The organism is Stenotrophomonas genospecies 5, from assembly GCF_054473825.1.
This window is the reverse complement of sequence record NZ_JBTMUW010000001.1, coordinates 1652836-1674969: the sequence shown is the minus strand read 5'-3', so window position 1 is coordinate 1674969 and position 22134 is coordinate 1652836. Positions and strand designations below refer to the sequence as shown.

The 22134-nt window shown below is 62.4% G+C and carries 32 protein-coding genes; 24 read left to right on the top strand and 8 right to left on the bottom strand.

Annotation, left to right across the window (positions count from 1 at the left end; all coding sequences use genetic code 11):
* Window positions 1-288 precede the first annotated feature (288 nt).
* On the bottom strand, window positions 289-732 hold the full coding sequence (locus ACX9OW_RS07720; protein ID WP_061478934.1) for a hypothetical protein: 444 nt from the start codon (window positions 730-732) through the stop codon (window positions 289-291).
* 347 nt (window positions 733-1079) lie between these two features.
* On the opposite strand from ACX9OW_RS07720, the gene ACX9OW_RS07715 reads away from it, so the two are divergent.
* Both ACX9OW_RS07715 and ACX9OW_RS07710 read left to right on the top strand, forming a co-directional pair.
* Complete coding sequence (locus tag ACX9OW_RS07715) at window positions 1080-1274, top strand: hypothetical protein (protein ID WP_061478933.1); 195 nt, start codon at window positions 1080-1082, stop codon at window positions 1272-1274.
* A 126-nt stretch (window positions 1275-1400) separates the two neighbouring features.
* Window positions 1401-1934, top strand: coding sequence for a hypothetical protein (locus ACX9OW_RS07710; protein ID WP_061478932.1), 534 nt, complete (start codon window positions 1401-1403; stop codon window positions 1932-1934).
* A gap of 88 nt (window positions 1935-2022) precedes the next feature.
* On the opposite strand, the gene ACX9OW_RS07705 is transcribed toward ACX9OW_RS07710, so the two are convergent.
* A complete protein-coding gene (locus tag ACX9OW_RS07705) occupies window positions 2023-2322 on the bottom strand; it encodes a hypothetical protein (protein WP_100443809.1) in 300 nt (99 codons plus the stop codon).
* A 62-nt stretch (window positions 2323-2384) separates the two neighbouring features.
* Here ACX9OW_RS07705 and ACX9OW_RS07700 point away from each other — a divergent pair, with 62 nt between their 5' ends.
* The 4 genes from ACX9OW_RS07700 (at window position 2385) to ACX9OW_RS07685 (ending at window position 3953) form a co-directional block, all read left to right on the top strand.
* The gene (locus tag ACX9OW_RS07700; RefSeq protein WP_111008259.1) at window positions 2385-2999 is read left to right on the top strand and encodes an apurinic/apyrimidinic endonuclease family protein; all 615 of its coding nucleotides are present in this window, start codon (window positions 2385-2387) and stop codon (window positions 2997-2999) included.
* A 222-nt stretch (window positions 3000-3221) separates the two neighbouring features.
* Window positions 3222-3590, top strand: a complete 369-nt coding sequence (locus tag ACX9OW_RS07695; RefSeq protein WP_061478930.1) for a hypothetical protein — start codon at window positions 3222-3224, stop codon at window positions 3588-3590.
* Window positions 3580-3759: a hypothetical protein gene (locus ACX9OW_RS07690; protein WP_046272123.1), complete on the top strand. Its 180-nt coding sequence runs from the start codon at window positions 3580-3582 to the stop codon at window positions 3757-3759. The genes ACX9OW_RS07695 and ACX9OW_RS07690 overlap by 11 nt, the downstream gene beginning before the upstream one ends.
* Window positions 3756-3953, top strand: coding sequence for a hypothetical protein (locus ACX9OW_RS07685; protein WP_046272122.1), 198 nt, complete (start codon window positions 3756-3758; stop codon window positions 3951-3953). The genes ACX9OW_RS07690 and ACX9OW_RS07685 overlap by 4 nt, the downstream gene beginning before the upstream one ends.
* Before the next feature lie 144 nt (window positions 3954-4097).
* On the opposite strand, the gene ACX9OW_RS07680 is transcribed toward ACX9OW_RS07685, so the two are convergent.
* The gene (locus tag ACX9OW_RS07680; protein WP_143568382.1) at window positions 4098-5186 is read right to left on the bottom strand and encodes a hypothetical protein; all 1089 of its coding nucleotides are present in this window, start codon (window positions 5184-5186) and stop codon (window positions 4098-4100) included.
* Between the two features lie 175 nt (window positions 5187-5361).
* Here ACX9OW_RS07680 and ACX9OW_RS07675 point away from each other — a divergent pair, with 175 nt between their 5' ends.
* Complete coding sequence (locus ACX9OW_RS07675) at window positions 5362-6048, top strand: uracil-DNA glycosylase family protein (RefSeq protein ID WP_235649996.1); 687 nt, start codon at window positions 5362-5364, stop codon at window positions 6046-6048.
* Between the two features lie 12 nt (window positions 6049-6060).
* Window positions 6061-6849, top strand: coding sequence for a DUF6988 family protein (locus tag ACX9OW_RS07670; RefSeq protein WP_054172066.1), 789 nt, complete (start codon window positions 6061-6063; stop codon window positions 6847-6849).
* Here the strand turns inward: ACX9OW_RS07670 and ACX9OW_RS07665 are convergent.
* Together ACX9OW_RS07665 and ACX9OW_RS07660 are read right to left on the bottom strand one after the other, a co-directional pair.
* A complete protein-coding gene (locus tag ACX9OW_RS07665) occupies window positions 6846-7142 on the bottom strand; it encodes a hypothetical protein (RefSeq protein ID WP_143568383.1) in 297 nt (98 codons plus the stop codon). The two genes, ACX9OW_RS07670 and ACX9OW_RS07665, sit on opposite strands and share 4 nt — an antisense overlap.
* 96 nt (window positions 7143-7238) lie before the next feature.
* Complete coding sequence (locus tag ACX9OW_RS07660; protein WP_082783312.1) at window positions 7239-7592, bottom strand: helix-turn-helix domain-containing protein; 354 nt, start codon at window positions 7590-7592, stop codon at window positions 7239-7241.
* A gap of 428 nt (window positions 7593-8020) precedes the next feature.
* On the opposite strand from ACX9OW_RS07660, the gene ACX9OW_RS07655 reads away from it, so the two are divergent.
* From ACX9OW_RS07655 to ACX9OW_RS07600, 12 genes are all read left to right on the top strand, one after another.
* Window positions 8021-8620, top strand: coding sequence for a hypothetical protein (locus ACX9OW_RS07655; RefSeq protein WP_235649997.1), 600 nt, complete (start codon window positions 8021-8023; stop codon window positions 8618-8620).
* Window positions 8617-8979, top strand: coding sequence for a hypothetical protein (locus ACX9OW_RS07650; RefSeq protein WP_061478925.1), 363 nt, complete (start codon window positions 8617-8619; stop codon window positions 8977-8979). The genes ACX9OW_RS07655 and ACX9OW_RS07650 overlap by 4 nt, the downstream gene beginning before the upstream one ends.
* Window positions 8980-9037: 58 nt before the next feature.
* A complete protein-coding gene (locus ACX9OW_RS07645; protein ID WP_061478924.1) occupies window positions 9038-9520 on the top strand; it encodes a hypothetical protein in 483 nt (160 codons plus the stop codon).
* A 291-nt stretch (window positions 9521-9811) separates the two neighbouring features.
* Entirely contained in the window at window positions 9812-10210 is a 399-nt protein-coding gene (locus tag ACX9OW_RS07640; protein ID WP_111008242.1) for a hypothetical protein, read from the top strand.
* 3 nt (window positions 10211-10213) lie between these two features.
* Entirely contained in the window at window positions 10214-11038 is an 825-nt protein-coding gene (locus tag ACX9OW_RS07635) for a hypothetical protein (protein ID WP_125895663.1), read from the top strand.
* Between the two features lie 21 nt (window positions 11039-11059).
* The gene (locus ACX9OW_RS07630) at window positions 11060-11419 is read left to right on the top strand and encodes a hypothetical protein (RefSeq protein ID WP_111008241.1); all 360 of its coding nucleotides are present in this window, start codon (window positions 11060-11062) and stop codon (window positions 11417-11419) included.
* A complete protein-coding gene (locus tag ACX9OW_RS07625) occupies window positions 11412-11900 on the top strand; it encodes a hypothetical protein (protein ID WP_125895662.1) in 489 nt (162 codons plus the stop codon). Before ACX9OW_RS07630 ends, ACX9OW_RS07625 begins: the two co-directional genes overlap by 8 nt.
* A gap of 359 nt (window positions 11901-12259) precedes the next feature.
* Window positions 12260-12514, top strand: a complete 255-nt coding sequence (locus tag ACX9OW_RS07620; protein ID WP_061478920.1) for a hypothetical protein — start codon at window positions 12260-12262, stop codon at window positions 12512-12514.
* A 25-nt stretch (window positions 12515-12539) separates the two neighbouring features.
* Window positions 12540-13013 (top strand): hypothetical protein, encoded by a 474-nt coding sequence (locus tag ACX9OW_RS07615; protein ID WP_061478919.1) that lies wholly within the window; start codon window positions 12540-12542, stop codon window positions 13011-13013.
* 263 nt (window positions 13014-13276) lie between these two features.
* The gene (locus tag ACX9OW_RS07610; protein WP_044570520.1) at window positions 13277-13717 is read left to right on the top strand and encodes a DUF6573 family protein; all 441 of its coding nucleotides are present in this window, start codon (window positions 13277-13279) and stop codon (window positions 13715-13717) included.
* Between the two features lie 88 nt (window positions 13718-13805).
* On the top strand, window positions 13806-14723 hold the full coding sequence (locus ACX9OW_RS07605; RefSeq protein WP_061478918.1) for a hypothetical protein: 918 nt from the start codon (window positions 13806-13808) through the stop codon (window positions 14721-14723).
* Window positions 14720-15481 (top strand): AbiU2 domain-containing protein, encoded by a 762-nt coding sequence (locus ACX9OW_RS07600; protein ID WP_024956683.1) that lies wholly within the window; start codon window positions 14720-14722, stop codon window positions 15479-15481. Before ACX9OW_RS07605 ends, ACX9OW_RS07600 begins: the two co-directional genes overlap by 4 nt.
* A gap of 162 nt (window positions 15482-15643) precedes the next feature.
* Here ACX9OW_RS07600 and ACX9OW_RS07595 read toward each other — a convergent pair whose 3' ends face one another.
* Complete coding sequence (locus ACX9OW_RS07595; protein WP_459062151.1) at window positions 15644-17383, bottom strand: type 4 pilus major pilin; 1740 nt, start codon at window positions 17381-17383, stop codon at window positions 15644-15646.
* Between the two features lie 222 nt (window positions 17384-17605).
* On the opposite strand from ACX9OW_RS07595, the gene ACX9OW_RS07590 reads away from it, so the two are divergent.
* The 4 genes from ACX9OW_RS07590 (at window position 17606) to ACX9OW_RS07575 (ending at window position 19550) form a co-directional block, all read left to right on the top strand.
* Entirely contained in the window at window positions 17606-17779 is a 174-nt protein-coding gene (locus ACX9OW_RS07590) for a hypothetical protein (RefSeq protein ID WP_156476632.1), read from the top strand.
* Complete coding sequence (locus ACX9OW_RS07585) at window positions 17770-18234, top strand: hypothetical protein (protein ID WP_049430686.1); 465 nt, start codon at window positions 17770-17772, stop codon at window positions 18232-18234. The genes ACX9OW_RS07590 and ACX9OW_RS07585 overlap by 10 nt, the downstream gene beginning before the upstream one ends.
* Before the next feature lie 114 nt (window positions 18235-18348).
* Window positions 18349-18945: a ParA family protein gene (locus ACX9OW_RS07580; protein ID WP_061478917.1), complete on the top strand. Its 597-nt coding sequence runs from the start codon at window positions 18349-18351 to the stop codon at window positions 18943-18945.
* A 35-nt stretch (window positions 18946-18980) separates the two neighbouring features.
* The gene (locus tag ACX9OW_RS07575) at window positions 18981-19550 is read left to right on the top strand and encodes a hypothetical protein (RefSeq protein WP_235650000.1); all 570 of its coding nucleotides are present in this window, start codon (window positions 18981-18983) and stop codon (window positions 19548-19550) included.
* 224 nt (window positions 19551-19774) lie between these two features.
* On the opposite strand, the gene ACX9OW_RS07570 is transcribed toward ACX9OW_RS07575, so the two are convergent.
* Together ACX9OW_RS07570 and ACX9OW_RS07565 are read right to left on the bottom strand one after the other, a co-directional pair.
* Window positions 19775-20659, bottom strand: a complete 885-nt coding sequence (locus ACX9OW_RS07570) for an HNH endonuclease (RefSeq protein WP_061478915.1) — start codon at window positions 20657-20659, stop codon at window positions 19775-19777.
* Between the two features lie 42 nt (window positions 20660-20701).
* Window positions 20702-21757, bottom strand: coding sequence for a hypothetical protein (locus ACX9OW_RS07565; RefSeq protein ID WP_235650001.1), 1056 nt, complete (start codon window positions 21755-21757; stop codon window positions 20702-20704).
* Between the last annotated feature and the right edge of the window lie 377 nt (window positions 21758-22134).

The following is a 22134-nucleotide window of genomic DNA, read 5'->3' as shown; positions in this document are numbered from 1 at the left end:
CTTCGCTTGGCTTCTCGCCTCATTTACCTTGTTACAGGTTTATCGGCAAGCTTTCCATGAACTTCAGCCCCAGCTCCACTGGCTTGCAAGCCTCGATCGAACAACCATGCATCTGCGTCTGAACTGTACAGCAATAGGCCGTGAGCCCGGCGATCGCCAGCATTGACACCTGCGGCGTCTGTTACGAAGATCAATACGGTTGCACGGATGGCGCAAGCGGGCACTTGGTAGCGCCTAGGCTTGCGAGAGCACGCCTGCGCTCTCCGTCAGACACGCCATGCCCTTGTGCTATGGTGCAAGGTGCGGACGGGACGGCTGTCGGCAGCGTCGGGTGGGCGATGGCGCTTTCTGTGCGGTCATGGGCGCGCTAGGTTGCTCTTTGATCAGCCAAGCGAGGAAGGCAAGGCGGTCCGGGAGAATTTCAGGTCGAACGCCCAAGCGCAAATTGCACTCGAATTCGTCGAAGTAAGCCATTCCAGCCGAGAACTCCGCGTTGTTCGGTCGCATCGATTTGGCACTGGCGATTGGATCATCCACGGTCCCGCAGCAACACGCCTTCAGCATCTCCATCAGCTGGGACTTACCCAGCTTGGTGAGTCCAAACTGGGCTGGCTTGCCCGGCTGGAACCAGACCAGGTCTTGATCACACAACGCCGTCAGCCTCGCTGGCGAGGGACGAAACCCCTGGGCAGCCATGCACAGGTCTGCGAACTGATCAAGATGAACGGTCATAGCAGTGGTCGTCTTTGCTCATGAAAGGCCTTTTTTCACTGTGATCCCCTGCGATCGAAGGCGCAAGCCTCTATGCGTTCAGCGTTGGCCGAGGCTTCGACCGTCTTTAGGGGCGGCGGCGGCCCTCAAACCGCTCGAGCGCTCCCTTGCTGGCGCACCCGTCCAGGGAGCCCCGAGGTGGGACCGGGAAGCCCATTGGCCGATGATCGCCAAGGTTCGGCCGGCAGGTTCATGCTCAACGCCCTGCCAGTCAACGGGGTGGTCGCGCTCCGCCTCCCGGAGCCCAAAGACGCCTGAACCCCACGGGGCCCTTCGGGGTCCCTTTCATTTCCTAAGAGAGAACGCCCGTGACGACCATCAACGCCCAGTGGTGCACCGCCTTCAACGCCGCTCTGCAAGCGCACTTCGCCCTCCCCATCCAGAACGCGGGGCTCACCGACACCGAGTTGTCCCGCTACAGCGACCTGCAGCCCAAAGAGGCTGCCCTCACCTTTGGCGAAGACCACGATCTGGAGCGCGTGGATCGCGGGTGGTTTGGCTAGCCGCTTTGGCTGCCATGCCATGCCAGACAAACGCCACTGGGACCAACTCGGCTCGGGCAGACTGTGAGGGGTGTCACGCAATCGGTAAACTGTGCCCGCGCCAAGGTAGGCGCTATCAGGGGCACCATGAAAAAGTTCGTTCTTCCTCTCGGCATCTTGCTGCTGTCAGGCTGCGCCACGTTTGCGCCAGCGCCGCCGCGGCAGGTGGCTTTGACCACCACTTTCGATCCCAGCGAAGTTGCTTGGTTCTCTGAGAAAGGCACTGGCGCCATCAACGGCCAAGCCTTCTTCCAAACCCGGGGTGGTCAGCCCAGAACCTGCGCGGGGTTGGAAGTCTCCTTGCAGCCCAAGTCCGGCTATGGTCGCGAGCGCCTGCTCGCGCTTTACGGCAGTGCCGAGAGCGGGTATACCACCGTGGGTTCGGCCAACGTGCAGTTCATCCCTGACAGCGCCGATTACAAGCAGGCGCGTAAGACATCGGTTTGCGACGCCCAAGGCAATTTCAGTTTTACTGGGCTGCCTGCAGGAGAATATTTCCTGACCACCGGCATCATGTGGTCCGTTCCCGGTCAAGAGTTCATGCCTCCGCAGGGTGGGCTTTTGATGCAAAGCGTCAAGCTCTCGGATGGGGAATCCACGCGAGTCATCATGACCCGTTGAGGTTGGCCGCCGCAAAAACACCACGCCTTCAGCCGGCAGGTGAGTGAAGTGGACTGAGTGGGGGGGCATTGCGTGCCCCCCGAGTCAGTCAGCCAAGAAAGTTGGATGCTCGGTCGCGCCCTTGCCCAAGGGCATTGAATTGTTGAGTCAACGCCTGCAGCCCCTGCTGCAAGGTCGTGTTGTAGGTGAGCGTCTGGTGGCCGGCATGGGCGTCGGCCATTCCCGCGAGAGCCATGTTCCAAGCGACAGGCAGTAGTTGGGGGCTCGGGTGGCTGGCAATGATCGTTCGCAGCCCATACTCCAACGCCTTGAGATATCCGCGATGGGCTTCCAGATCGACTTCGCAGGCATCCAATCGCGCTGCCAGGTCTTCTAGGGTTTGGGCCATGATCGGGCTCGACAGGGGGGAGATGAGGCCCGATAGTGGCAGAAAGCCGCCAGACTTTTGCGATGAGCATCCTCAACGTTCTGCTGAGTGCCAACCAGCTGGTTGTGACCGTGGACACATGGGCCGAAAACGCGCACAGCGGACAAGCTTCGGCGGGAGCCAAACTGCTCCTCATTCCCCAGCACCAACTGTTGCTGGCGACCCGTGGGTCAGCCCAGTTCTTCCTTCGCATCTACCAACTGTGCCTGGAGGCAAGTTTTCGGGCCGATTTCACGATGGAGCAACTGAGTGCTGAGCTCGGGCTCGTGATCGATCAGCTTTGGCCCAACTACATGAAGGCCGTTGCCGAGGCTGGGTTGCCGGCGGAACACTGCACCACGGAGTTGGTCTTGGGTGGTTGGTCGCCCAAGAACGGCCGGATGATGGCCACGGCCTATGCCAAGCACGACTTGACCGTTCCAGCGGTTGTCCAGCCCATAGGAGGACAGCTGGCGTCGCCCGGCGATCCGCTCAGGGAGCGGCCGCCCAGCATGGCCACCCAGGAGCTGCTGGTGGCAGCGCAGCTCCAGGCTCGATACCTCAACGCCAGCATGAGGCGGACCGTCGCCGGCGGACGGTTGCTATTGGGCTTTTTGAAGCCTGGCCAGGCGGTGGTCAAAGACTTGGGCCCGATTTAGCCCTGCCAATTTCGTCAGTCGAACCGTTCAAAGCAATGCCCCAGTCGAGCGCCGGCTGACGGGCAAGTGCAGCCGCGCCTGCAGCGTGATCGGGCTTTTCTCCCAATTTTTAGCTTTAGTCAAAATAACCCCCTTGTGGGTTTCGCGTGTCGGTGTATCCCAAACGTATGACGTTCGCGATGCGTGCGTCTGACACCGACCAACGAAACGAAAGGGGGGAACATGTTCATTGGATTCAGACTGACGAAGCGGCTTGTCGTCAACGCCGTGGTTGTCCTGGTGCTGGCGCGATTGCTGTTTATGGGCATGGACGGCTTGGACCGGTTTTCCGACACGTGGAACCGCACCTTTGGGGCGAGCATGCCCAACGCCAGCGGGTTGCGCGGCGCCGTCAACGGCGCACGCCAGGTTTTCCCGTCTGGGTTGGACGAGTATGCGCGCCAGGCCGAACGGGACGCGGCCCAAAGCACCTCGCTGTTGGACGTGTTTGCCAGCGTGTTCGGACGCGTGAAAAACGAGGAGGTCATGTTGCCCTCCACCATCAATTCCGCTGGAGGGGAGGGCTCGATCTATGACCGCTATGACCATTGATTTTGAGTGGCTGTCCATCCTCTCCGGGTGGTCCTTGCTCAACGACAGCGCGGCGCTGCTGCGCACCCCCGGCCAACGCTGGGCGGGCTTGGAGGGATTGCTCATCGGCTACGGCCTCATCGCTGGACAGTGGTTCGTCCTGGCCACCATGGCAGGGGCGCTGGCATGACCACCGTGGGCGCGGTGTTGGCCGCCGTCCTGGCTGCAGCGTTCCTGGCCACCGTGTTGGGCCTGGCTGGCATCTTCTGGGTCAATGCACGGCACGCCAGCGGGGCGCTTCGTGTGCGTTACCGCTTGCGTGCCCAAATCCTGGCTGGGCTAGTGCTGGCGTGGGTGCTCACCCTGGCGAGGCTGTCCACGTGAGCCGGCCACCTTACGTGCAGATGGCCGTCCGCGTGCCACAGGAGCTGAAAGACCGGCTGGAACAGGCGGCAGCCCGGGAGGGGCTGCATGTCAGCGAGATGGTTCGCTTGTTGCTTTGCGAGGGATTGGCGCGCCGTGCGGCGATCAACGGGCAGGGGTCTTCACGATCCGGTGGTTTCGCAGCGGCCGAATAAAGTTGGCCGGTGTGGACTTGTCCAACGGTTGGGCGCGCACTTGGTATTGCCCGCTCTCGCACAAGCGCAACAGCTCAGCTTCGTCGTGGATCTCGCGCTGGCCATCCTTGGTGTTGCCCATTTTGGCCACCCGGAACGCCACGTTTCCCGTGTCTCGGTCCCTCATCCGCACCGCGACGATCACCCTTCCATCGTGGCGAACCAGGTGGAAGGCTCGGGCAAAACGGTCGCCGTTGGACGCCCTAGCTGGTGAAATCGGGTCAGGCGGCGTGGCACGCTGGATCGGTGCCGGTGCCGGGCGAGGCGGAGCTGAAAGGGGCTGCGCTGGGGCCTTGTGACCCAACGCTTGGCGCGCCAGCTGCTTCTTGCGGCCCGGTTCGGTGGCGGTGTCACCGTCGATCCAGGCTTGAAAGGTCCCGTTGGCCGGGCTGGGGTGCGACGCAAACACCCATGTCCGGCCTTGGGCGCTGAAGGCTACCTCGTTGATTTCTTGGAAGTCGTTGAATTGCTGGCGCATGAGCGCCTTGACCCCCTTCATGTAGGCATCGGTGGTCCCCAACAAGACCACGCGCTCCACACTGTCAGGCAACGGGTCCAGGTGGCGTGCCACGCATGTTTTCATGGCTTCCAAAGGCAACGACGAACGCATGGCCTTGGGCATGATGGTGCCACTGCTGACCAGCTTGCCGTTGTCCATCACCGACAACCCGCAGCGCACCAAGGAGGCGGCGCCCATGTGGCGGCTTTCGGCGGTCAGGGCGTCGTTGATCGTTTGCCCACCCAGATCGATCCCAAGCTCGTGCAATACAGCTGCGAGGCGAGGGCGCATAGCACCCGCGAAGGCGACCCCATCGAAGCTCCCGTGTTGGGCGGCGGCAATTTGGGTGGCCCCCTTGGAAAACCCCAGGACCAAGGTTTTAGGGACGCTGGTTCCCCAGTAGCCGGGATTGGCACGGAGGTGCCAGCCTCCCTCCACACGCACATCAAGTCCTGGTGCATGGCATGCGCGGCACGCCTGCCAGCCATGGTGAGTTGTCATGGGGCCTCCGCAGGATCCTTGAAGGCCCATACAGTTAAAGCACGTGCGAGCGGTATGCAAGAGCTTTTTGTCGGCTAAATGTGGCGGAAAAATGGGATGGCATGGGATGGCGTGCAATAGCTGCGTGGCAGCACGGTGTGGAGTAGCCTGACACCATCATACGAAGGTCAATGGCATGGATGATCCGGCTGAGTTGAACATGGAAGCGTGGCCGGCTGAGGTGGCCTTCGTGCCCTACGTCGGCCGCGGCTACTGGAAGGGAGTTGAAGGGCGCCGCGTCTTGCTACTGGGCGAGTCCCACTACCGGGAGGCTGGGTGGACCGACGACCCCGTTATCACTCGTCCATTCACCCGCGAGACGTTCGGCGACATGGAGACTTGCAAGAGGACAGGTGGTGGCAAGTTCTTTGATGAGCTGGATCGCCTGCTGACTGGTCAAAGCAGCCCAAATGTTGTGGATGCCGCCCACGCCTGGCAGCACGTCGCATTTTGCAACTTGTCCCAGCGCTTTGCCGGCAAGAGAGCTGGACACCGTCCGTCAGGAACCGACTTCAGTCAAGGCGGGAAGTTGTTGGTAGAGGTGATCCTCCCTCTGCTCCGGCCAGAGGTGATTCTGGTGCTCGGCCGCACCGCTTGGCGAATGTTCGATCACGGGAAGCGGTCGGACCAGCCTACCTTCCAGGCTCGCCATGCCAACTCCGAGGGCAGGAGGCGGCGCTATCTGGAGGAGCGCCACGTATGGTCTCTCGATTATGGCAACGGGGGGGGCGTGGATGACTTGGGTCTACCATCCATCTTGGAACGTAGATTGCTGGGAAGATCGTGCCGCAGCTCTGAGGCATCTTTTGAAATACGCGAATGAAGGGCAAAGGATATGACGCACAATTCGTTGAAGGATGCGATCCGCGATGCGCTGGAGCCGCGTGCTGCCACGCGGCAGCCCACGGCGTTGGACATCGCACAGGAGGCCAGAGAGGCCAAGGCCAGCCTGGAATCGAACATGTCCTGCATGGCCCGCATCACTGTTCCCGCCGGCAGCGAGCGTCACCGGGCGGCTTTCCAACTGTTGAGGGCCTCGATGGACTACGGGCGTGCGTTGCTGTTCCTGTTGGAAACCCATCCCATCGATCTTCCAGCGGTGGCCTTGGCAATGCACCGCTCCCAGATTGAGCAATTCCTGCGGGCGGTGTTTGTCCAGTTCCTTGCCGACGACGAACAGCTGGCGGACTTTCTCCAGGAAGATCGGGGCCCTCGAAGGAAAAACGAGAAAGGAAAGTGGGTGGCTATTGCCCTCAAAGACCTGGCCGCGGACGTGGAGCAGGCCATTGCACGCATCGGGCAGGACGATGAGCCTCAGAAGCTGGCTCGGACGGTGACCAATTCGTGGGACCCTCTTTGCGGGCTGGTCCATGGCGGGAAGGCCATTCGGGTGATGTATCAAGATCCCAATGGACAGATCGGGGCGCACGTGCCGGCAGCCATTCTGTTTCAGACCACCGTCAACGCGGTGGCCACCACCAACTTGTGCGTCATTGCAGCACTGACGGCGGTTGGGGTTGGGGCCTTTGAGGAAAGCCCCGTTGTTGAGCAGTGCGCCAGCGGGATGTTGCACTACATGCAACGGAGGAAAGCCCGCATGGAAGAGCTGGCCTGGCCGCCTTAAAGGACCGGACGCGTATTGTCGTGCCGCTCTGTATCCCCACCAACGATCGCTGGCGGGGAGAGTTGCAATCGGAGGTCTGCGAATCCTCGGTTTAGGCGGCGTGCCTTCTGGCCAAGGGATTCCCAGGTTGAGTCTGCGGCGTCGGATGGAGGCTTTTCGTTGAGGATCAGCTGGGCCGATGCCTTGAATCTCTCAAGAAGTGCTGCTTCATGCCCCGGTGGGTCCAGTTCAACGCGGTTGCGGGCCTCCGCTGCGTTGAGCTCCAGCATGTTCAGTTCGATCAGTGTGGCCATGGCAATGGCGGACCGGGTGGGCTCCGTCCTATTGCGGCGGCAGAGGTGGGTGATCCATGTCCACATGGGGTCGATTCGTCCTTGTTCGCCGATGCCCTAATCCTTGACGGGCGGTAACAGTTGCTCGATGAGTGCGTTGCGCTTCTTCGCCGGCAGCTCACCCAAAACGCCCAGCAGTTCGGCAAAACGTTCCTGCTGGGCCACGCTCTGCTCGCCCAAAGCCAAGATCGCATCGGCCATCGCTGGGCTGGTCGCCAAGAGATAGGCCGGGGGCACCTCCAAGGCCTGGGCCAGCTCGAAGAGGGCTTCCAGGCTGATCGACATGCCCTCGGATTCATACCGAGAGATGCGGGCCGACGCAGCGTCCTTGTCCATCCCCATCCGCACTCCGACCTCGCGTTGGCTAAAGCCCCGCAGGACGCGGGCTTGGCGCAAACGCGCGGCAACCACGGCTCGGGGAGCGGGCGGGGCGGCAGTCACGGGCTGAACGGATGCAATGCAGGCATGCGGACAGGATGACCCAGAGGCTACGCCCCGGGTAGACTCTACGTGCCACGTAAGTTGGCCGCAAGATCCCAAATCTATTGGTGGGAACAGGGGGTTCCATGAAGAGGGTCAGAAGAACCGTGCTGATCGGGGCGTTTGCCCTGACTGCAGCGGCTGGAGCGCAGGCACAATCGAGGGCCGGATCGGACCTGCTTCGCCACATCGGCCGAGCCATCCAAGGCACGCCGAAGGTGGTCAGCGATAGGTCGCGGAGCCCTTACCTTGAGCCGCCTGGGACCTACTGGGACCTGGATCAGGAAGGCTTGGAAGGGGTTCAACACCTGCGGGCCGGAGTGACGGCTGTCGGAGGCGGGGGCGTGGACACCTGCGACATGCAGCTGCTGGCAATGGCCCATTCGGCCTATCGGATCGACGCCGACAAGCGCCAGTGGTGCCTGAGGCAATGGTGGCTGATGGACACGAAGGCCCACGGCGCCAACGGTGTCTCGGGCAATGATCCGGCTGCCATCGAGCGCCGTTATGGCCCGGCCTTCGACGCGCGCCTGCAGCGCTTCAAGGCCATCCGACGGTTTGCGATTCGTCCCACGTTCCAAGCGCTGGGCGATGTCGCCTATCGGGCCGACCGTGGCGTGCTGGAAGGATTCATCCCGATGCCTCAGGTGTCCGCGGCGGGACAAAGCGTCACCGGCAAGGGCTTTGTGCCGTGGGTTCACCGCACCTCCACGGGGGTGTCCAGCCCACCCAACGCCGGCCGCTTCCATCTGCTCATCCGAATGGACGCCCAAGAGGCCGCGAACTTGGCGCGACAAGGTCGCAGCTACCGCGACGATTTGGTGGTGTTCTCCGTCAACCGGGTCTGGGTGGAGGGAACGGTGCCAAAGATGGACGTGACGATAGAGAGGGTTCGGCTCGGATACCGCGATGAAACGATCGACGTTGATTTGACCCATACGCAAGGAGCTCCGGCATGAAAGCAACCCTCGTTTCCCTCGGCCTGATCACCGCAGGGTTGGCTGCCTGCAGCAGCAAAGCTGATCTTCCCACCATCGAACAAGTCGCCCACGCTTACGAGGCGCATGCCAATGCCAACCTCTCCAGTGAAATGGGCCAACGAATCGAGGTCCGGGGTTGGAAAGACCTCACCGCGGATTGCACCTCAACTGGTCCCCAGCGTGCCACGTGCGTGACCGGTGGAACGTTGGACGTGGTCGGGTTCCAGGGCGGGCAGCAGTTGAAGCCCGATCCCGTCCCCGTGCCGCCGGCTTACGACTTCGTCTTTGAGAAGCAGCCCACCGGCTGGGTGCCGGCCGGAGCCCAGAAGAAGGGCTGACCTTGCCAAGGACCGGAATCGCGGTATGCATTGAGGAACACCACTTTAAGGAGGTCCCATGTCTTACAACGCTCACCACACCCCCGGCGGTCACATGCAGTGGGGCTTGTTGGCCCCCGCCACTGTGATCCTTGGGGGAGCGGGCTTGCTGTTTCTTGCCGGGGCCCAAGAGATCGGCCAGAACGAGGGCTACGGCTGGCAGGCCGGCCTGGCAGCCGCTGGTGGGGCAGCCGTGCTGCTCTTGCTGGCGATTCTCTACGTGTTGAACTGGCGAGCGGCCCGCGTGCGCGCGGCAAGGGCCAGCGGGCTCCCGGTTTCGCCGCCCAAAGGTGGCTTTGGAAAGGGCGCCCTGGTGGGCTTGCTCGTCGTCGTTGCCCTGCAGCTGGCCAGCGTTGCTGTGGGCCTGCTCTACCCGGGGTTGGAGGAGAGCGAGCGAAACTTCTTCACCTCCGTGCCCCCGATGGCTCTGACGGCGCTCATGCCGGTGGCCCTCATCGTCGGTGGCATCGCAGGCAAGCTTTGGCGCTCCACCAGCCTGTAAGATCAATCCATGTCCTTTGGGGCCCCCGCGAGGGGGCCTTTTTTTGTGCCAAGAAAAGCTCAGTGCCGCCACCGGTCGCTTCGCGCCGGCTTCTGTAAAAGCGGGGGTAGGAAAAGAGCGGATGACGCCTTCGGCGCGATAAGTGATGTTAGGAAAAGCTGCGGCCTTAGCTCCGCAGTTTTTGATTTTAGTCAATATTTTGTCCACCAGAACCGTGGACAAATTTTCAGGGCGATCTACCTTGGATACATGGGAAGGCAATAGTGCCAACCGACAAACAAGGATCTCGCCATGAACCACACGATGCTCATCACAAACGACACCATCACCGTCAAGGAAGCTCACGAAGCTGCGCATGCCGCTGCCAGCACTTTGTTTGACCAGTTGTCTGGGTATACCTATTCGACCGGCGCGGCGGGCTATCCCGCGTTCCAGTCTTCCGCTGAAGACGCATTGCTGGCTTTCCTGCTGAACCGCAATTGGGCAGAGCTGGGACGCGAAGACGACGAGCTGCTGGCTGAGCAAACCGTCTCTGTCAATGTGCAGCGTCAAGAGGACGGGGAGCTCCTCTATGAAGTGGGGCTCGACATCGAAGGGTCGGATTACGGCACCAATTGCAAGGTCAAAGACCTGGCGACGCTGAACGAATGGTTCGATGAAGAATGGATCGACGTGGAGTGCGCGGAGTGAGACGTGCTGACAAAAGAATACTCGCGTAAGAACAACCAATGTCCTTTAAGGCCCCCGCCAGGGGGCTTTTTTTTTGAAAAAAACAAAGCCCAGAGCCACTGCCGGTCGCTTCGCGCCGGCTTCTGTAAAAGCGGGGGTGGGAAAGGAGCAGGTGACGCCTTCGGCGCGAGAAGTGATGTTAGGAAAAAGTGCGGCCTCAGTGTCGCAGTTTTTGCTTTTAGTCAAGATTTTGTCCGCTACAGTCGTGGACAAAACTCCAGTGCGATCTACCTTGAATTTGTGGATGGGCAATCGCGCCTTCCGAAAACCACCAAGGAAATCGACATGAAAATTCATCACCTCGTCAGCGACGGAAACCAAGCGGTCGCCATCACGCAATCGGCATCGAGTGGTGGTGGTTACGCGCACCCGGTGAAGCTCTCCGCCATTCGCTTCAACGTGCAAGACGCTGAAGCGGCGCTTGGCGAGCTCAACAAGTCTGGCCACCGTCACGAGAAGGCGTTCGAAGTGATCGAGCGTTGGGACGTCGATGCTCGCAACCAAGGGCCAAAGTCAAAGTTCGGTCGAACCCTTGCCGCCCTTGTGGACGAAGCGCAGGGCCACTTGAAGGGGCCGGTGATCTACGAAGCCAAAAGCATGCAGGAGGACACCGCGCGTGCGCTCAACGCCGCAGCGAAGCAAGCCAGGCTTTCGCAGGTCCTTCCTGCTACAGGTGGCCCGAGCATGATCATCGGTGGGGAAGTGTGGAACCCGCGCCAAGAGGCCCAGAGCCAAGCGCCAGCTCCGGCGGCGGCCCTGGAACCTCCCCGTCAGCGCGTGCGTCTGTGACCGCCGTCCAAGGAAAGAGAAGTGCTTAAACCCGTCCGTTCCCCAGACTTGGCCACCCTTCCGTCCTCCCGGGGCTACTCCCGTGATCTGGAGCGCTTGCAGGCGGCCGCCGCGCGCGTGCAGGTCACGCGAAACGAAGCCGTGCGCCAAGTGCTCGCCATGTATGCCGCCAAACCTTACCCACTGAGCAAGCGTCGGCTGGGTGGGGAACGGGACGTGCGGCTGGCCTACCTTCCGCTGCAGCGCAGCGTCTTGGAGGCGGTGGAGCAGGGCGCGGTGAACGCTGGGATTTCCACCGCAGAAGCGGTGCGCCAGATCATCCGAGACTACGTCCAAGGACATCTCATTCGGAACCAGGTTCGGGGCAGCCGCCATGGCTGACCGCCACCCACCACCGCCAGGAAGTCCGAGCGCTGAGCTGATTCACGCGTGCGTCGAGGGAAGCCTTTTCGGCGCTCTACAGGCCCTGCGGCAGGGCGCCAACCCCAACGCGTGGCGCCTCAACGAAGGTCCCGCGCTCCATTCCGCACTTGCCTGGCCCCGCATCGTCGAAGCCCTCCTGCAAGCTGGTGCGCACCCTCAAGAGAGGAACCACTGGTGCGAGCGCCCGCTGGAAAAGCTGGCGGCGGACTACCAGCTGAGCGACGACGCCGACGAGCGCAGCCGACTTGAACAGACGGCGTTGCTGCTGTTGCGGCTGGGCGGCAACCCTCACCGGGGCAGCCCGTTCTGGAACACGCCATCGCTGAAGGCGGCGATGCCGCACGTGGTGGCCACGGTGGAAGCCGAACAACGTGCTGTCCACCTGCAGCATGCATGGGCAGCCCGGGGAAGTGTCAGTGCAAAGCGGGCAAGGCTGTAGAGCCAACGGCCCAACGCCGCCACCGGTCGCTGCGCGCCGGCATCTGTAGAAGCAGCGGTGGAAAAGAGCAGGTGACGCCTTCGGCGCGAGAAGGGATGTTAGGAATAACTGCGGCCTTAGCTCCGCAGTTTTTACTTTTTGTCAAGATTCTGTCCACTACAACCGTGGACAAATTTCCAGGGCGGTCTACGTTGGGATCAGGAAGAACGCAACGCTCTACCCACCGACTGGAACCGCCGACATGACCCTTTCTCTTCTCGCCATCGCTGCCCCCATCGCCCTTCCTTTCAGCGTTAGGTTGGCCCAGCGCCTTGAACGCTGCATCGATCGTGCCCTTTGGGCGCACTGAGGGAAACGCCATGACCACGCGTGCCGCCCGCCACCGCTATTACGCATACGAGCGCCGCGATGGTTCTGTGTGTTACCTGCCAAAACTGTTGCACGAGGGGATTCAGCGCTACCCACGAACGATTGCGCACTACCACCTGGTGCAGTGGCTGGGAGTGTCCAAGTTGCTCAGCAAAGACGAATACAAGCAAATGGCGTGGCTGGGTTCACAGCGGGGCACGCTCCGAAACACCCATGATTCAGCGCAGGCTCGTCTCACCGGCTGACACCCAGGCAGGGCAAAATGGCTCCATGACCCACGCTGCCCCTCCATCCACCCTTCAGGCTCCGGCCTACGGCCTGCTGCTCGGCCACACCGAGTGCCATTTCTGCCACGCCCCGACCCCCACCGCCGCGATCTGGGTGCCCTCGCTCGAGGAGCACGACGACGAGGGTCTGGTGGATCAGGGGGAGGGTGCCGTGTTGCGCTACATCGAGCGTTTGGACGAGGACACTGTCGCTTTCGTGGCGGGCCACGCGCCCTGGCTTCGTTTCGCCACTACTCGAACGTCAGGGCAAACCTACCTGGCCCATCACTGCACCACCTGTGGGGCCCTTCAAGGGGACCACTTCGTGTTCTCGCCGGATGGTCCTTACTGGCCCCAGAGCGACGTCGAGCTTGCACGCCTGACGTTTGTCCAGGGCCTTGGCCCGCTCACCGCCCAAGCATCGGCAGGGCAGAGCACCTGGATGGACCGGGTCCCTCTGGCCTGCGCCCAGGCCTGACGGTATTCCCAAGTTCAACGCCGAATCGGTGTGCCGCCCGCGGCACCTCATTCAAGCCCTGTGCGCTGCGCGCGGCCCCAACGCCCGGCTTCTCCGGTCAAGGGCCATTCCAGGGCCCGTGTCCTCGCTTCGCTGCGGGCCGCGCCAGCCCTTCCATTTCCTCCCTTGACCGCGCCGAGCGGTGGGGCGGTGGGTTTCCCATTCCAAGACATCCGCACCGGATGCCCTGGACCGGGCCATTACTCACCAAGCGAGGAAACAACATGTTCGAGCCTTCCGACCTCATCCATTCCTACACCCGCGCCCAGGCGATCGAGGACGGCGTCTTAGTGGACGTGTCCGACGTGGCCAAAGAAGCCGGTTTCAAGTTGCCCGTGGCCATCACCCGCGCTGCGTGGGCACGCTACGTGGAAGTGCCCGCGGGACTGGAGGTGCGCGGCCAGTCGGTGGACGGCCGGCTCTGGGATGTGCTTTTTATGCTCCACGTCGCCATCAAGCGGCATCAGGGCAACGGTTCGGAGATCCACTACCAGCTCCACGTGGCTCTGTCCGACGCCGGCGACTGGTTGTCAAACGAAGCCCACCCGGAGGCCGGGTCTGGCCTGACGCGGTCGACCCATCGCCTTGTCACCTTGAAAGCACTGTGTGGGCCCGGGGACGCCCTGGAGCCGGTGGTCACCATCATGCTGCCCAACGAGGATTGAGAAGGGAGGGGGCAGGACATCGGCCCCCATCGTTTTCCCGTGCTGGTCCCGCCGCTACCATGGCGAGACGACAAGGGAGGAGTAGAGGATGGAAAAGTTCGATTGGTCGAAGGTGGAGTTTGCACGCACACCCTGGCGGAGCCGGGTTATCCCGGACGCGCTGCCCATCCTCATCCGGTGGGCGCAGGAGGGTGAAGCTCATTCCTACAGCGACCTGGCCCAAGAGCTGCACGACACCTTCGGACACGAGATCAAACCCCGCAAAGACCTCTACGGCACCGTCGCCGGGGGAGTGGCCCAGGCCCTGCAGTGGCTCAGCGAGCAGTGGAAGGAACCCATCCCGCCCCTCCACGCAATCGTCGTCAACAAGAACACGAAACACCCTGGCGAGGGGGCGATCACCATCTCGCCAGCTTACTTCGCGGGGAAGAAGCTGGACACCGAGGAAGAGCGCCGTGCGCACTTGCGAGAGGCGATGGAAGACGTTTTCACCTATCCCAATTGGGACCGGGTCGCCCGCGCTCTGGGAGCCACCATGCTGACCCCGTCCGCCGGGGCGGTTGAAGAGGTGGCAGCGGATGCGCCTCTTCCCCTTCCTAAAGTCCAGGAGGGGGGGCGGCCAGAGAGCGACGAGCACAAAGCGTTGAAGGCGTGGGTGGCCAGCCATCCCGAAGAGTTCGTGGACTTTGGGTACTTCCCCATGGGGAGCAACGAGAAGTTGTTGAGCTCGGGTGACCGACTGGACGCGCATTTCGATAACGGAAGACATCGCCTGGCGGTGGAAGTTAAAACCAGCAAGTGCTCGGAGGACGAACTCCAGCGAGGCGTCTATCAAGCGGTGAAATACCGCGCCGTTCTCCGGGCCGAGCAGAAGGCCATCCGCCACGTGCCCAACGGGGAGGCGGTGCTGGTGTCCACGCGCGCTCCGAACGCGGAAACCCGTGCGCTCATCAAGCGGCTGCAGGTGCGTTTCCAGCAGGTGCCGCTGGAGGCGGAGCAAGAATGAAGCCTGAGGAACTGGAACAACGTATTCGCCAAATCGATGGATTCGTTCGGGTGCTCACGCAGGAGTGCCACATCCTCGACGAGCGCCGGCACATTTTGTCCCCACTCATTCAAGACCCCGCGATCCAGGCAGGGCTCAAAGCCAAATTGGATAAGACCCCCGGCGCCAATGCGTGGAACCACTTGGCTCCGCTTCTTGGGCAAGACCTGGTGCGCGATCAGTCACGGCTTTTTCTGGACAACGATCTCAGGTCGGGTAGCCTGACCAACCTGTGGAGAAAGCTGCAAGCAGATCCAGCCATCAAGGAGCACTACCGGGAGCGCTACGGGCGCATGTTCGATCACTTCCACGACGAACCGATCAGTGACCTGCCGCCCGAAAGCTCGGCTGTTTTCCAGGAGAAGTTCAGACAGAGCGATCGGGACGAAAATTACTCGCGCTTCGATAATGGCTGGGAAAAGGTCTCCAATGAAATGGTGATCCTTTCGGCTGATCCCGTGGCAGCGAAAATCAAGACCCTACGGGACAAGCACCACGCCCACCTGGAAATGCGCAAGCTGGACGAGGAGCCTGGCGCGTTTGACATCAACACGCTTGGGTTGACCTTCAATGAGGTCTTGGCTTTTGGCGATCGCTGTCAGGCCATCGTGGCAGAGCTGGGGCTGCTGCTGACCGGGACCAGCTGGGATCCACAGCAATACGCATCGGTTCACGAAGCCCAGGGCAAGGCGATGTGGAAAACCCTGGCTGGGGTTTGACTTCGAGGCACAACAGCGAAGAGCCCAGAAGCCGCCGCAGGTGGCCAAGCCACCTGCCTTCTGAAAAGCACGCTTGGTGCGAGGGCATTGCCTCCGGTCGGTTTTGGAGATCCGAAGCTTTGCCACTTCGAACGTGAGGGATGCCCCCCGCCTTCTTTGCCGTCAGGGGCATTTGAATTCAAAGCCCACCCAGTCGCTCGCTCCCAGGTCTTGCCAGTAGAACCGCGCGCCTGGACCCACGACGCTGCACGAGCAAGCCGCCGGCCAAACCGCGGTGCCTGGGTGGTTGACGAAGCCGTAACCTGGCATCGGAGTTAAGTTGGCGCGCAGCGCGTAGACACAGGCTTCCAAAGCCGGTGTTGGGCGGGTCACGCCAGGTGGCTCTGGCGTAAACGTGGGGGTGTCGTTCGTTTCGTATTGCCAGGTGCATGCCAACGAGGTGGCTTGAAGCTCGGCCAGGGTCCGGGGAGCGTTGCAGAAGATCGCCCAGCCGTAGTGCCCTCCGTCTCCCCACGAATGCCAAGATCGCCCGGTGTATTCGGGAAACGTCGGGGGTGGTGCGTTGGGTGTGCATGTATTGGCCTCGTTGCGACGAACCCCCGTCTCCGCCCAATTTGTCCAAGTGGTGAACGTCGGGCTGGGCAGCGACCACGTGGTGGCCGGGCAGTTGTAAGACCCCATCCTGGTCCGCCGCTGCTCGGCCTGCCACGTGTGCGATCCACTTTGGCCTGCCGGGCAAGCGGCACTCGCGGCGACCCACTGGGTTTCGGCTTGTGGGAAAGGTGCTGGGCAAGCCGCGCAGGTGGTGTTGGTTTGCGTCCAAGCGTCCCACGAACCGGTGCCCGTGCATGAGAAGGTCCGCCGCTGGCCGATCGAGCCAAACTGACCTGCAGGGCATCCCACGTTGCGGGTCTCGGGAGCAGGGCACGGAGTGCAGGTGCTGCTGGTCGTGGTCCAACTGCCGGCCGTCGTGGACCCAGCCCACGCCTCGTAAACACTCGGGTCGGTTCCGCAGTGGTGACGGCGGTGTTGGAACACCTGGCCCACCTGGCCCACCTGGCCCACTGGGCAGTTGATCGTTCGGTTCTCGCTCCACTCTCGGCACGGCATCGTGGTGCTGATCGGCGGCGGCGTGACCGGCGGTGAAGTGGGCGGAGCCGGAGGCGTCACGCTCACCGGGGGAGCGGGCGGCGTGACCGGTGGGGGCGTCGTGGGCGGAACGCTTGGTGGCGGGGCGGTTGGGGGCGACACCGGCGTGGAAGGTGGCACCGGCCCCACGGGCCCCACCGGGAATCCCACGGGCGGAGAACCGGGTGGAGTGGCCGGAGGTGTTGCTGGCGGCAATACTAGAGGCGATCCGGTCCACTCGCCTCCCAACAATCCGCTGTGGTAGACGAAGACCACGCGCGATTTGTCCGCACACGTGCGGCTCAGCAATCCGACGTCGAGTTGGCCGCCGGTGTTTCGAATCACCGACACGTCCGACACCTGCGCGTCCCACACCCCGCCCGCGTTGGCCGCGACCAGGGCCACGCACGCTTGACGAGGAAGGCCGGCGTAGCTCACGGAGAACGAATCGCCGAAGCGATCCACGGTGTAAGGCTGGACGTCCACCGCGCCGCCCCACGCGTTGGTCAAAACGTTTTCCCCGGCGCCGAGCTGGGATTCAGGGGCCAATCCATCGACCACCACGGCCGTGGTGCTCACCCCGCGGAACGTCCCCACCACCCCAAAGCTGCTTTCAAGACGACGGGACAGCTCGCGCAGGTTGCGCGTCTCGCTGGCCACCTTGGACTTTGCATCGACCTGGCCAAAGAACAGGAACATCGCGCCCGTGGCGGCGGTCACGGCCCCGAGCGCAAGCAAGGCCTCGGTGAGGGTGAAGCCCAGCGCGCTGCGCACGCCCTTGGAAACGTGGGTGAGAGTGGGCGAACAACGGGGGCGGGTTGTGTGCGTCATGCACTCAGCATGCGATGCACCTGGGATTCCGCAAGCCCCTGTTTTTAGTCAAAAAAAGGTCGATTTTTCATCTTGACATTGCTCGGCGATCTGGTTGCATGAGGTCAAGTGAGTGGGTCGACCTACGCACGAACGTAGCTCCAAACAACCCAAGAGACCGCCACCATGATTGAAAGCCCCGCCAACTTGTCCCGCCTTATTGCTGGCCTTCCTTTCGCGCACATCCCTCCCACGGTTCCCGCGTTCCTGCCCGAAGGCAAACTTCGCCGGCAAGCCCGCCTGGCGCGCGAGCAACGCCACTTCGAGCGCCAGCTGCGCAAGGAGCTGAAATGGAAATGACCACAGACCGGCGTGCTCAACGGCTTCTGGATGCCATCGAGCACCGCAACCCACAGGCTTTGAAGAGAACCATTGCGGCCATCCGCGAGGCACGTCTGAAGGCGTGGAGGGGCCTGACGGCTTTCCCGTCCTTGGACCACCCGGTGGGGCCCAACGGAATCACCGCTTTCCACGTCGCTTGCATGGCGTGGCACGTGAACCAGGATGACCCGGCCAAGCGACAGTGCTACGACAAGATGGCTGGAATGCTGGCTGAAGCCGGAGCGGACGTGTTCGCGGAGTTCGGTCCGGCAAAACAACGCTGGACGATCATCGAAGCACTGCATGGCGCTGCGCCACCGTCTGTCAAAGCATGGATGGCCTCTCAGCCGTTCGATCTGCATTGCTCGGCGTCAAACACCGCCCACACGCTGCGGTGGGACTGCCGTCGTCCAGCCGCCTTGTCGGAAGGATAGAAAATAATCCAAGGGCTGAACGGCCCGAAAGGGTTGCAAAAACATGCACTTGCGCTATGGCAGCGTCGGGGTAGATTCGAGAGAAACCCCTATCTACTCACGAAAGGATGTCCTATGCGACTGTGCAACTTCTCACTCAAGGGTGGCGTCGGCCGCACGACGCTGGCCCTGAATCTAGCCGGGTGCTATGCCCGTGACCCCAGCCTGCGTGTGCTGGTCAATGACCGGGACCCCCAAGGCGGGGCCTGCGCGTTTGCCTCACTGTCGGACGAAACACCGTTCAGTGTCGGGCGATCGCGCTCCCCTGGCTTCGACGTGGAGATCACCGACACCCCGCCGCGTCTGCCGGACAACGAGGTGATTCCCGAGGCGGACCTCTACCTGGTGCCGACGTTGCTCGACGGGGCCAGCTTCCTCATCTTCCTGCGAACCGTGGATGTTCTTGAAAAGAAGGGAAAGCGTTTCCTGCCCATCGCCAACCGGGCCAACGAGAGGCGGGCAGCCCATCGACGTCGCCTGGAGCACCCCAAGATGTCGGGCGCCATGCTGGTGCGGGATCGTGCGTTGTTTGCGGACTGCTACGAGGAGGGAAAGACCGTGTTCGACGCCAACGGCCGCTGGGCCCGGGTGGCCCAGGAGGAGATCCACGCCTTGGCGGTCCGGGTGCGCGACATCCTGGCTGCTGGTGCAGGCCGGAGGGCTGCGGCATGATGGAGCTTCCCTTGGTTTCCCTCCCAGACCTACCCATGGCCACTCGCAAAGCTCCTGCCAAGAAGGCTGCCACGAAGAAGGCCGTCAAGCGCACCTTGGATGACGTCAAGGACGTGACCCATGCCAAGCCCCGCCGGGCCAGCAAATCGGCAAGCGTTCCGATTGCCCGCATCCCGGAGCACCTGTTGCTGGGGCCAGGCGACTACCCGGAGCGCAAGTCCTACTTTGACTACGACGACAGCCAGAAGGCGGGAAGCGTGGGAGGCAAGCGGGTTCACATGGTCATGCCCCGATCGGTCACCCTGCACGACTACCGCCGTCGGGAGGACGGGCTGCGCCACCACCGGGCCATGGTGACGATCCCGCCAAAGCTCCGCGAGAACATCGCCAAGCTGTTCGGCTTTGACGATTCGGAGGACGCCGGGAGTGAAGTCGCGTTGACCACCGCCATGGTGGCGCTGGCAGACTACGCGGCCGCGTCGCTCATCCAAGACAACACGCTGTTGATCGTGAGCTCGCCGGTGGACGAGCACGCGGAGGACCGCAAAGCCGCCAGGGTAGCGGTGCGGAACTTGGGGATGAGCAAGAACGGAAAGATCTACTGACCCTCACAATCAGGGGGACGAAGAAAGCGGCTATGGCCGCTTTTCTGTGTCTGTGGATCATCCCGTGGGCAGAGCAAAAGCAGCTGAAAAAGCGTCCCCTGGCGGGAGCTGGCATACGCCTACGGCGCGAAGAACCGTTGATTGAACTTCCGGATCCACGCGGAGGGCGTTCCTATCATGAGCAATGATTCGATTTGTCCGATCAGCCGGAGCTTTGGGGCGGCTCATTGGGGAAGGCTAGCAACCTCCAGTTCGGACGATTCATTGCCCGCCAGTCGCCGCCGCAGGGCCTCTTTGGACATCTTGGGCGGAGTGTCCAGCGAGAGCTTCTTTCCGTCCAACGAACGGTAGAACGGATCGTCCACCCCCGCGCTGACGTAGACGACCAGGTCCGGCCCGATCGTTAACAGGCCTGCATCGAACAACGCGTGGATGTCCTTCCGTAGCAGTAAGCCATTGCTCAAAGCATTGGTGGCTGCCCCGTTGTAGGGGACGATGTGAGCGGCGTCGATGACGCTTGCCAAGGCGGTCCCGGTGACCATGCACACGGCTCCGTAGTGAGCGACTAGGCGTTTACGAAACTCCGCTTGGCCCTCTCGGATCACCCGAAGGACTTGTTCCACCCGCTTGCCCTCGGCAACGACGGCTTCCGCCGCTGGGGGCAGTGCCTGTTCCACTGCCAACCGCCCGCTCTCCTCAAGGACGCCCTGGAGGGCTTGGATGGCGTCGTATCCAAGCAGCTCTGCTGCCGGGCGCAGCTTTGGGTCAATGCCGGATCGGTGTCGGATATGGGCCAACAGGAGGGCGGCGTCTTCGAGGTAAGTGAGCTTCTCTCGGCGCATGCTCCAGAGCTGATTCAGCTCTTCTAGGTTCCAGGTGCGCAATGCTAGCCCAAGCTCATTGGTGGACATGCGTCGGGTGAGCTGGCCCTTCCCCAAGTGTTTGCGAACCAGGTGCTCTTCGAACTCCTTTACATCTGCAGCGTCCTTGTCCGTCAAGGTGAAATGACTGATGTAGGACCTGCTGTTTTGCTCGTCCCACTTTCTCTCTCGCCGCATCTGCTTCGTCAGACGCCAATTTGCAATCCGTTCCTTGTCTGTGTCGTCCATGGTGGCTAGCTGGTCGTTTGAGGCTTGAACAATGGTAGTGGATCACGGCCGCTGAGAGCGGCCTTCCGCTTTCCGCTGGCGGGCTTTCAACCACGCAGCCGCCAGATCGTCCACGTCGGCCTGCAGCGCGGCCCGTTCCCCAGGGAGCCATGGCCTCAACGTCCCACTGGCCACCCCAGCGTCCCGGTCCGCTAAACGGCGCCGGGCATTGAGCCACTGTGCCTTGGTTTCCTCCTGACGAGTGGCTTGGCGCTGTGTCCGCATGCGAACCGCGTTGGGCTTGTCGCTGTAAGTCCGGGCATGGTCTTTGCCTTGGCTAGGCCAGGGTGTTTCGTGCGCGCCCTGTCGCCGCCGGCGGATCTGGCTCAGGCTTGGATACCGGGCCATCCACCGATTCTCAAACGTTCGATCGGGAGGGGGTGCTTCTTCTTGGGCCAGGGGGATGACCAAGGCGTGGAGGGCGATCAGTTGCCACACCGCTGATTGAAAAACATCCTCGGTCAACCGGAAGGCCACCACCTCGGGGTGTTCCAGCCATTCGCCTTGGTGCACGTTGCGCAAGAGCGCCGCCAAGTCGTTTCGCGTCAGATGGGCACGGTGGGCCAGTGGCCACCCCAGCATCCAGGTGTCCGAATGCCGTTCGGCATGAACGACGAATCGGGGGTGTTTCCAGCGCTCTTGAAGCTGGGCAAGGACGGTGGCTGGCTTGGCAAAGCGCCCTACCTCGACCAGGTGGTTATCGGAGCGCTGCAGGACAAACAGTCGGTCGGCCAGCAGGGCGTCCAGGGGTTCTGGTGGCAGCCGCTGGCTCAACTCGGGCCAGGCCAACAGGTCACGGGTGCCCCGCTCGGTGATGCAGCGCTTGCAAGCCATGCGCAGGTTCTCGGCGTCCCTTGGGCCGGCTAGGCTCAACGGAACGAGCGGTGAGAGCCCCCAGGCGTGGCGACGATCCAAGTCCAGGGGGGCGGTGCAGAAAGCGCACACAGGGCGTTCGGAACGGCGGGCCACGTCCAGCGTCCAACGGGGAGTGGCAGGCGCACGGGCGCCATGGAAGGCCAGCACGCGACGGGCAAACGCGCCCAGGTCAGCGGTGGTCATGGGAGCGCTCCTGAAACGAAAGCCGGCAAATCACCGATGGGCCAATGGCGGTGAATGGAGGTCATGGGGCGCACCCTCGCTTGACTAAAACGAAATGCGGCGAGGGCTCCGCGCTTCCCTTCCAGGGGTTCTTTGGCTCCCCACTTGTGATTCGGAAAACACGGTGGCGGTGTATCCATGGGCACTGCACACGTTTGACTAAAACCAATGTGGCTTGGGTGTCGTGGGTCGGTGCTGCGGGTGGGTGAGGGCAACCTGTCCTGGGGATCCGGGGCAATGCGAAACGGTGGGCTGAAAAACTCCACACGGACTCCTGGGGTGGGGCATCGGTGGGCGTGAGGGGTGGAAGAGCGGGAGCGTTGCGTGGGCATGGCGTG

Coding starts and splice junctions, on each gene's coding strand:
- ACX9OW_RS07645 (WP_061478924.1), top strand. CDS start 9,038: ATGTCTTACAACGCTCACCACACCCCCGGCGGTCACATGCAGTGGGGC.
- ACX9OW_RS07605 (WP_061478918.1), top strand. CDS start 13,806: ATGGAAAAGTTCGATTGGTCGAAGGTGGAGTTTGCACGCACACCCTGG.
- ACX9OW_RS07655 (WP_235649997.1), top strand. CDS start 8,021: ATGCAGCTGCTGGCAATGGCCCATTCGGCCTATCGGATCGACGCCGAC.
- ACX9OW_RS07720 (WP_061478934.1), bottom strand. CDS start 732: ATGACCGTTCATCTTGATCAGTTCGCAGACCTGTGCATGGCTGCCCAG.
- ACX9OW_RS07625 (WP_125895662.1), top strand. CDS start 11,412: ATGGCTGACCGCCACCCACCACCGCCAGGAAGTCCGAGCGCTGAGCTG.
- ACX9OW_RS07675 (WP_235649996.1), top strand. CDS start 5,362: ATGGATGATCCGGCTGAGTTGAACATGGAAGCGTGGCCGGCTGAGGTG.
- ACX9OW_RS07615 (WP_061478919.1), top strand. CDS start 12,540: ATGACCCACGCTGCCCCTCCATCCACCCTTCAGGCTCCGGCCTACGGC.
- ACX9OW_RS07585 (WP_049430686.1), top strand. CDS start 17,770: ATGGAAATGACCACAGACCGGCGTGCTCAACGGCTTCTGGATGCCATC.
- ACX9OW_RS07580 (WP_061478917.1), top strand. CDS start 18,349: ATGCGACTGTGCAACTTCTCACTCAAGGGTGGCGTCGGCCGCACGACG.
- ACX9OW_RS07680 (WP_143568382.1), bottom strand. CDS start 5,186: ATGACAACTCACCATGGCTGGCAGGCGTGCCGCGCATGCCATGCACCA.
- ACX9OW_RS07640 (WP_111008242.1), top strand. CDS start 9,812: ATGAACCACACGATGCTCATCACAAACGACACCATCACCGTCAAGGAA.
- ACX9OW_RS07650 (WP_061478925.1), top strand. CDS start 8,617: ATGAAAGCAACCCTCGTTTCCCTCGGCCTGATCACCGCAGGGTTGGCT.
- ACX9OW_RS07665 (WP_143568383.1), bottom strand. CDS start 7,142: ATGGCCACACTGATCGAACTGAACATGCTGGAGCTCAACGCAGCGGAG.
- ACX9OW_RS07590 (WP_156476632.1), top strand. CDS start 17,606: ATGATTGAAAGCCCCGCCAACTTGTCCCGCCTTATTGCTGGCCTTCCT.
- ACX9OW_RS07670 (WP_054172066.1), top strand. CDS start 6,061: ATGACGCACAATTCGTTGAAGGATGCGATCCGCGATGCGCTGGAGCCG.
- ACX9OW_RS07610 (WP_044570520.1), top strand. CDS start 13,277: ATGTTCGAGCCTTCCGACCTCATCCATTCCTACACCCGCGCCCAGGCG.
- ACX9OW_RS07710 (WP_061478932.1), top strand. CDS start 1,401: ATGAAAAAGTTCGTTCTTCCTCTCGGCATCTTGCTGCTGTCAGGCTGC.
- ACX9OW_RS07600 (WP_024956683.1), top strand. CDS start 14,720: ATGAAGCCTGAGGAACTGGAACAACGTATTCGCCAAATCGATGGATTC.
- ACX9OW_RS07700 (WP_111008259.1), top strand. CDS start 2,385: ATGAGCATCCTCAACGTTCTGCTGAGTGCCAACCAGCTGGTTGTGACC.
- ACX9OW_RS07695 (WP_061478930.1), top strand. CDS start 3,222: ATGTTCATTGGATTCAGACTGACGAAGCGGCTTGTCGTCAACGCCGTG.
- ACX9OW_RS07575 (WP_235650000.1), top strand. CDS start 18,981: ATGGCCACTCGCAAAGCTCCTGCCAAGAAGGCTGCCACGAAGAAGGCC.
- ACX9OW_RS07705 (WP_100443809.1), bottom strand. CDS start 2,322: ATGGCCCAAACCCTAGAAGACCTGGCAGCGCGATTGGATGCCTGCGAA.
- ACX9OW_RS07565 (WP_235650001.1), bottom strand. CDS start 21,757: ATGACCACCGCTGACCTGGGCGCGTTTGCCCGTCGCGTGCTGGCCTTC.
- ACX9OW_RS07685 (WP_046272122.1), top strand. CDS start 3,756: ATGACCACCGTGGGCGCGGTGTTGGCCGCCGTCCTGGCTGCAGCGTTC.
- ACX9OW_RS07570 (WP_061478915.1), bottom strand. CDS start 20,659: ATGGACGACACAGACAAGGAACGGATTGCAAATTGGCGTCTGACGAAG.
- ACX9OW_RS07690 (WP_046272123.1), top strand. CDS start 3,580: ATGACCATTGATTTTGAGTGGCTGTCCATCCTCTCCGGGTGGTCCTTG.
- ACX9OW_RS07620 (WP_061478920.1), top strand. CDS start 12,260: ATGACCACGCGTGCCGCCCGCCACCGCTATTACGCATACGAGCGCCGC.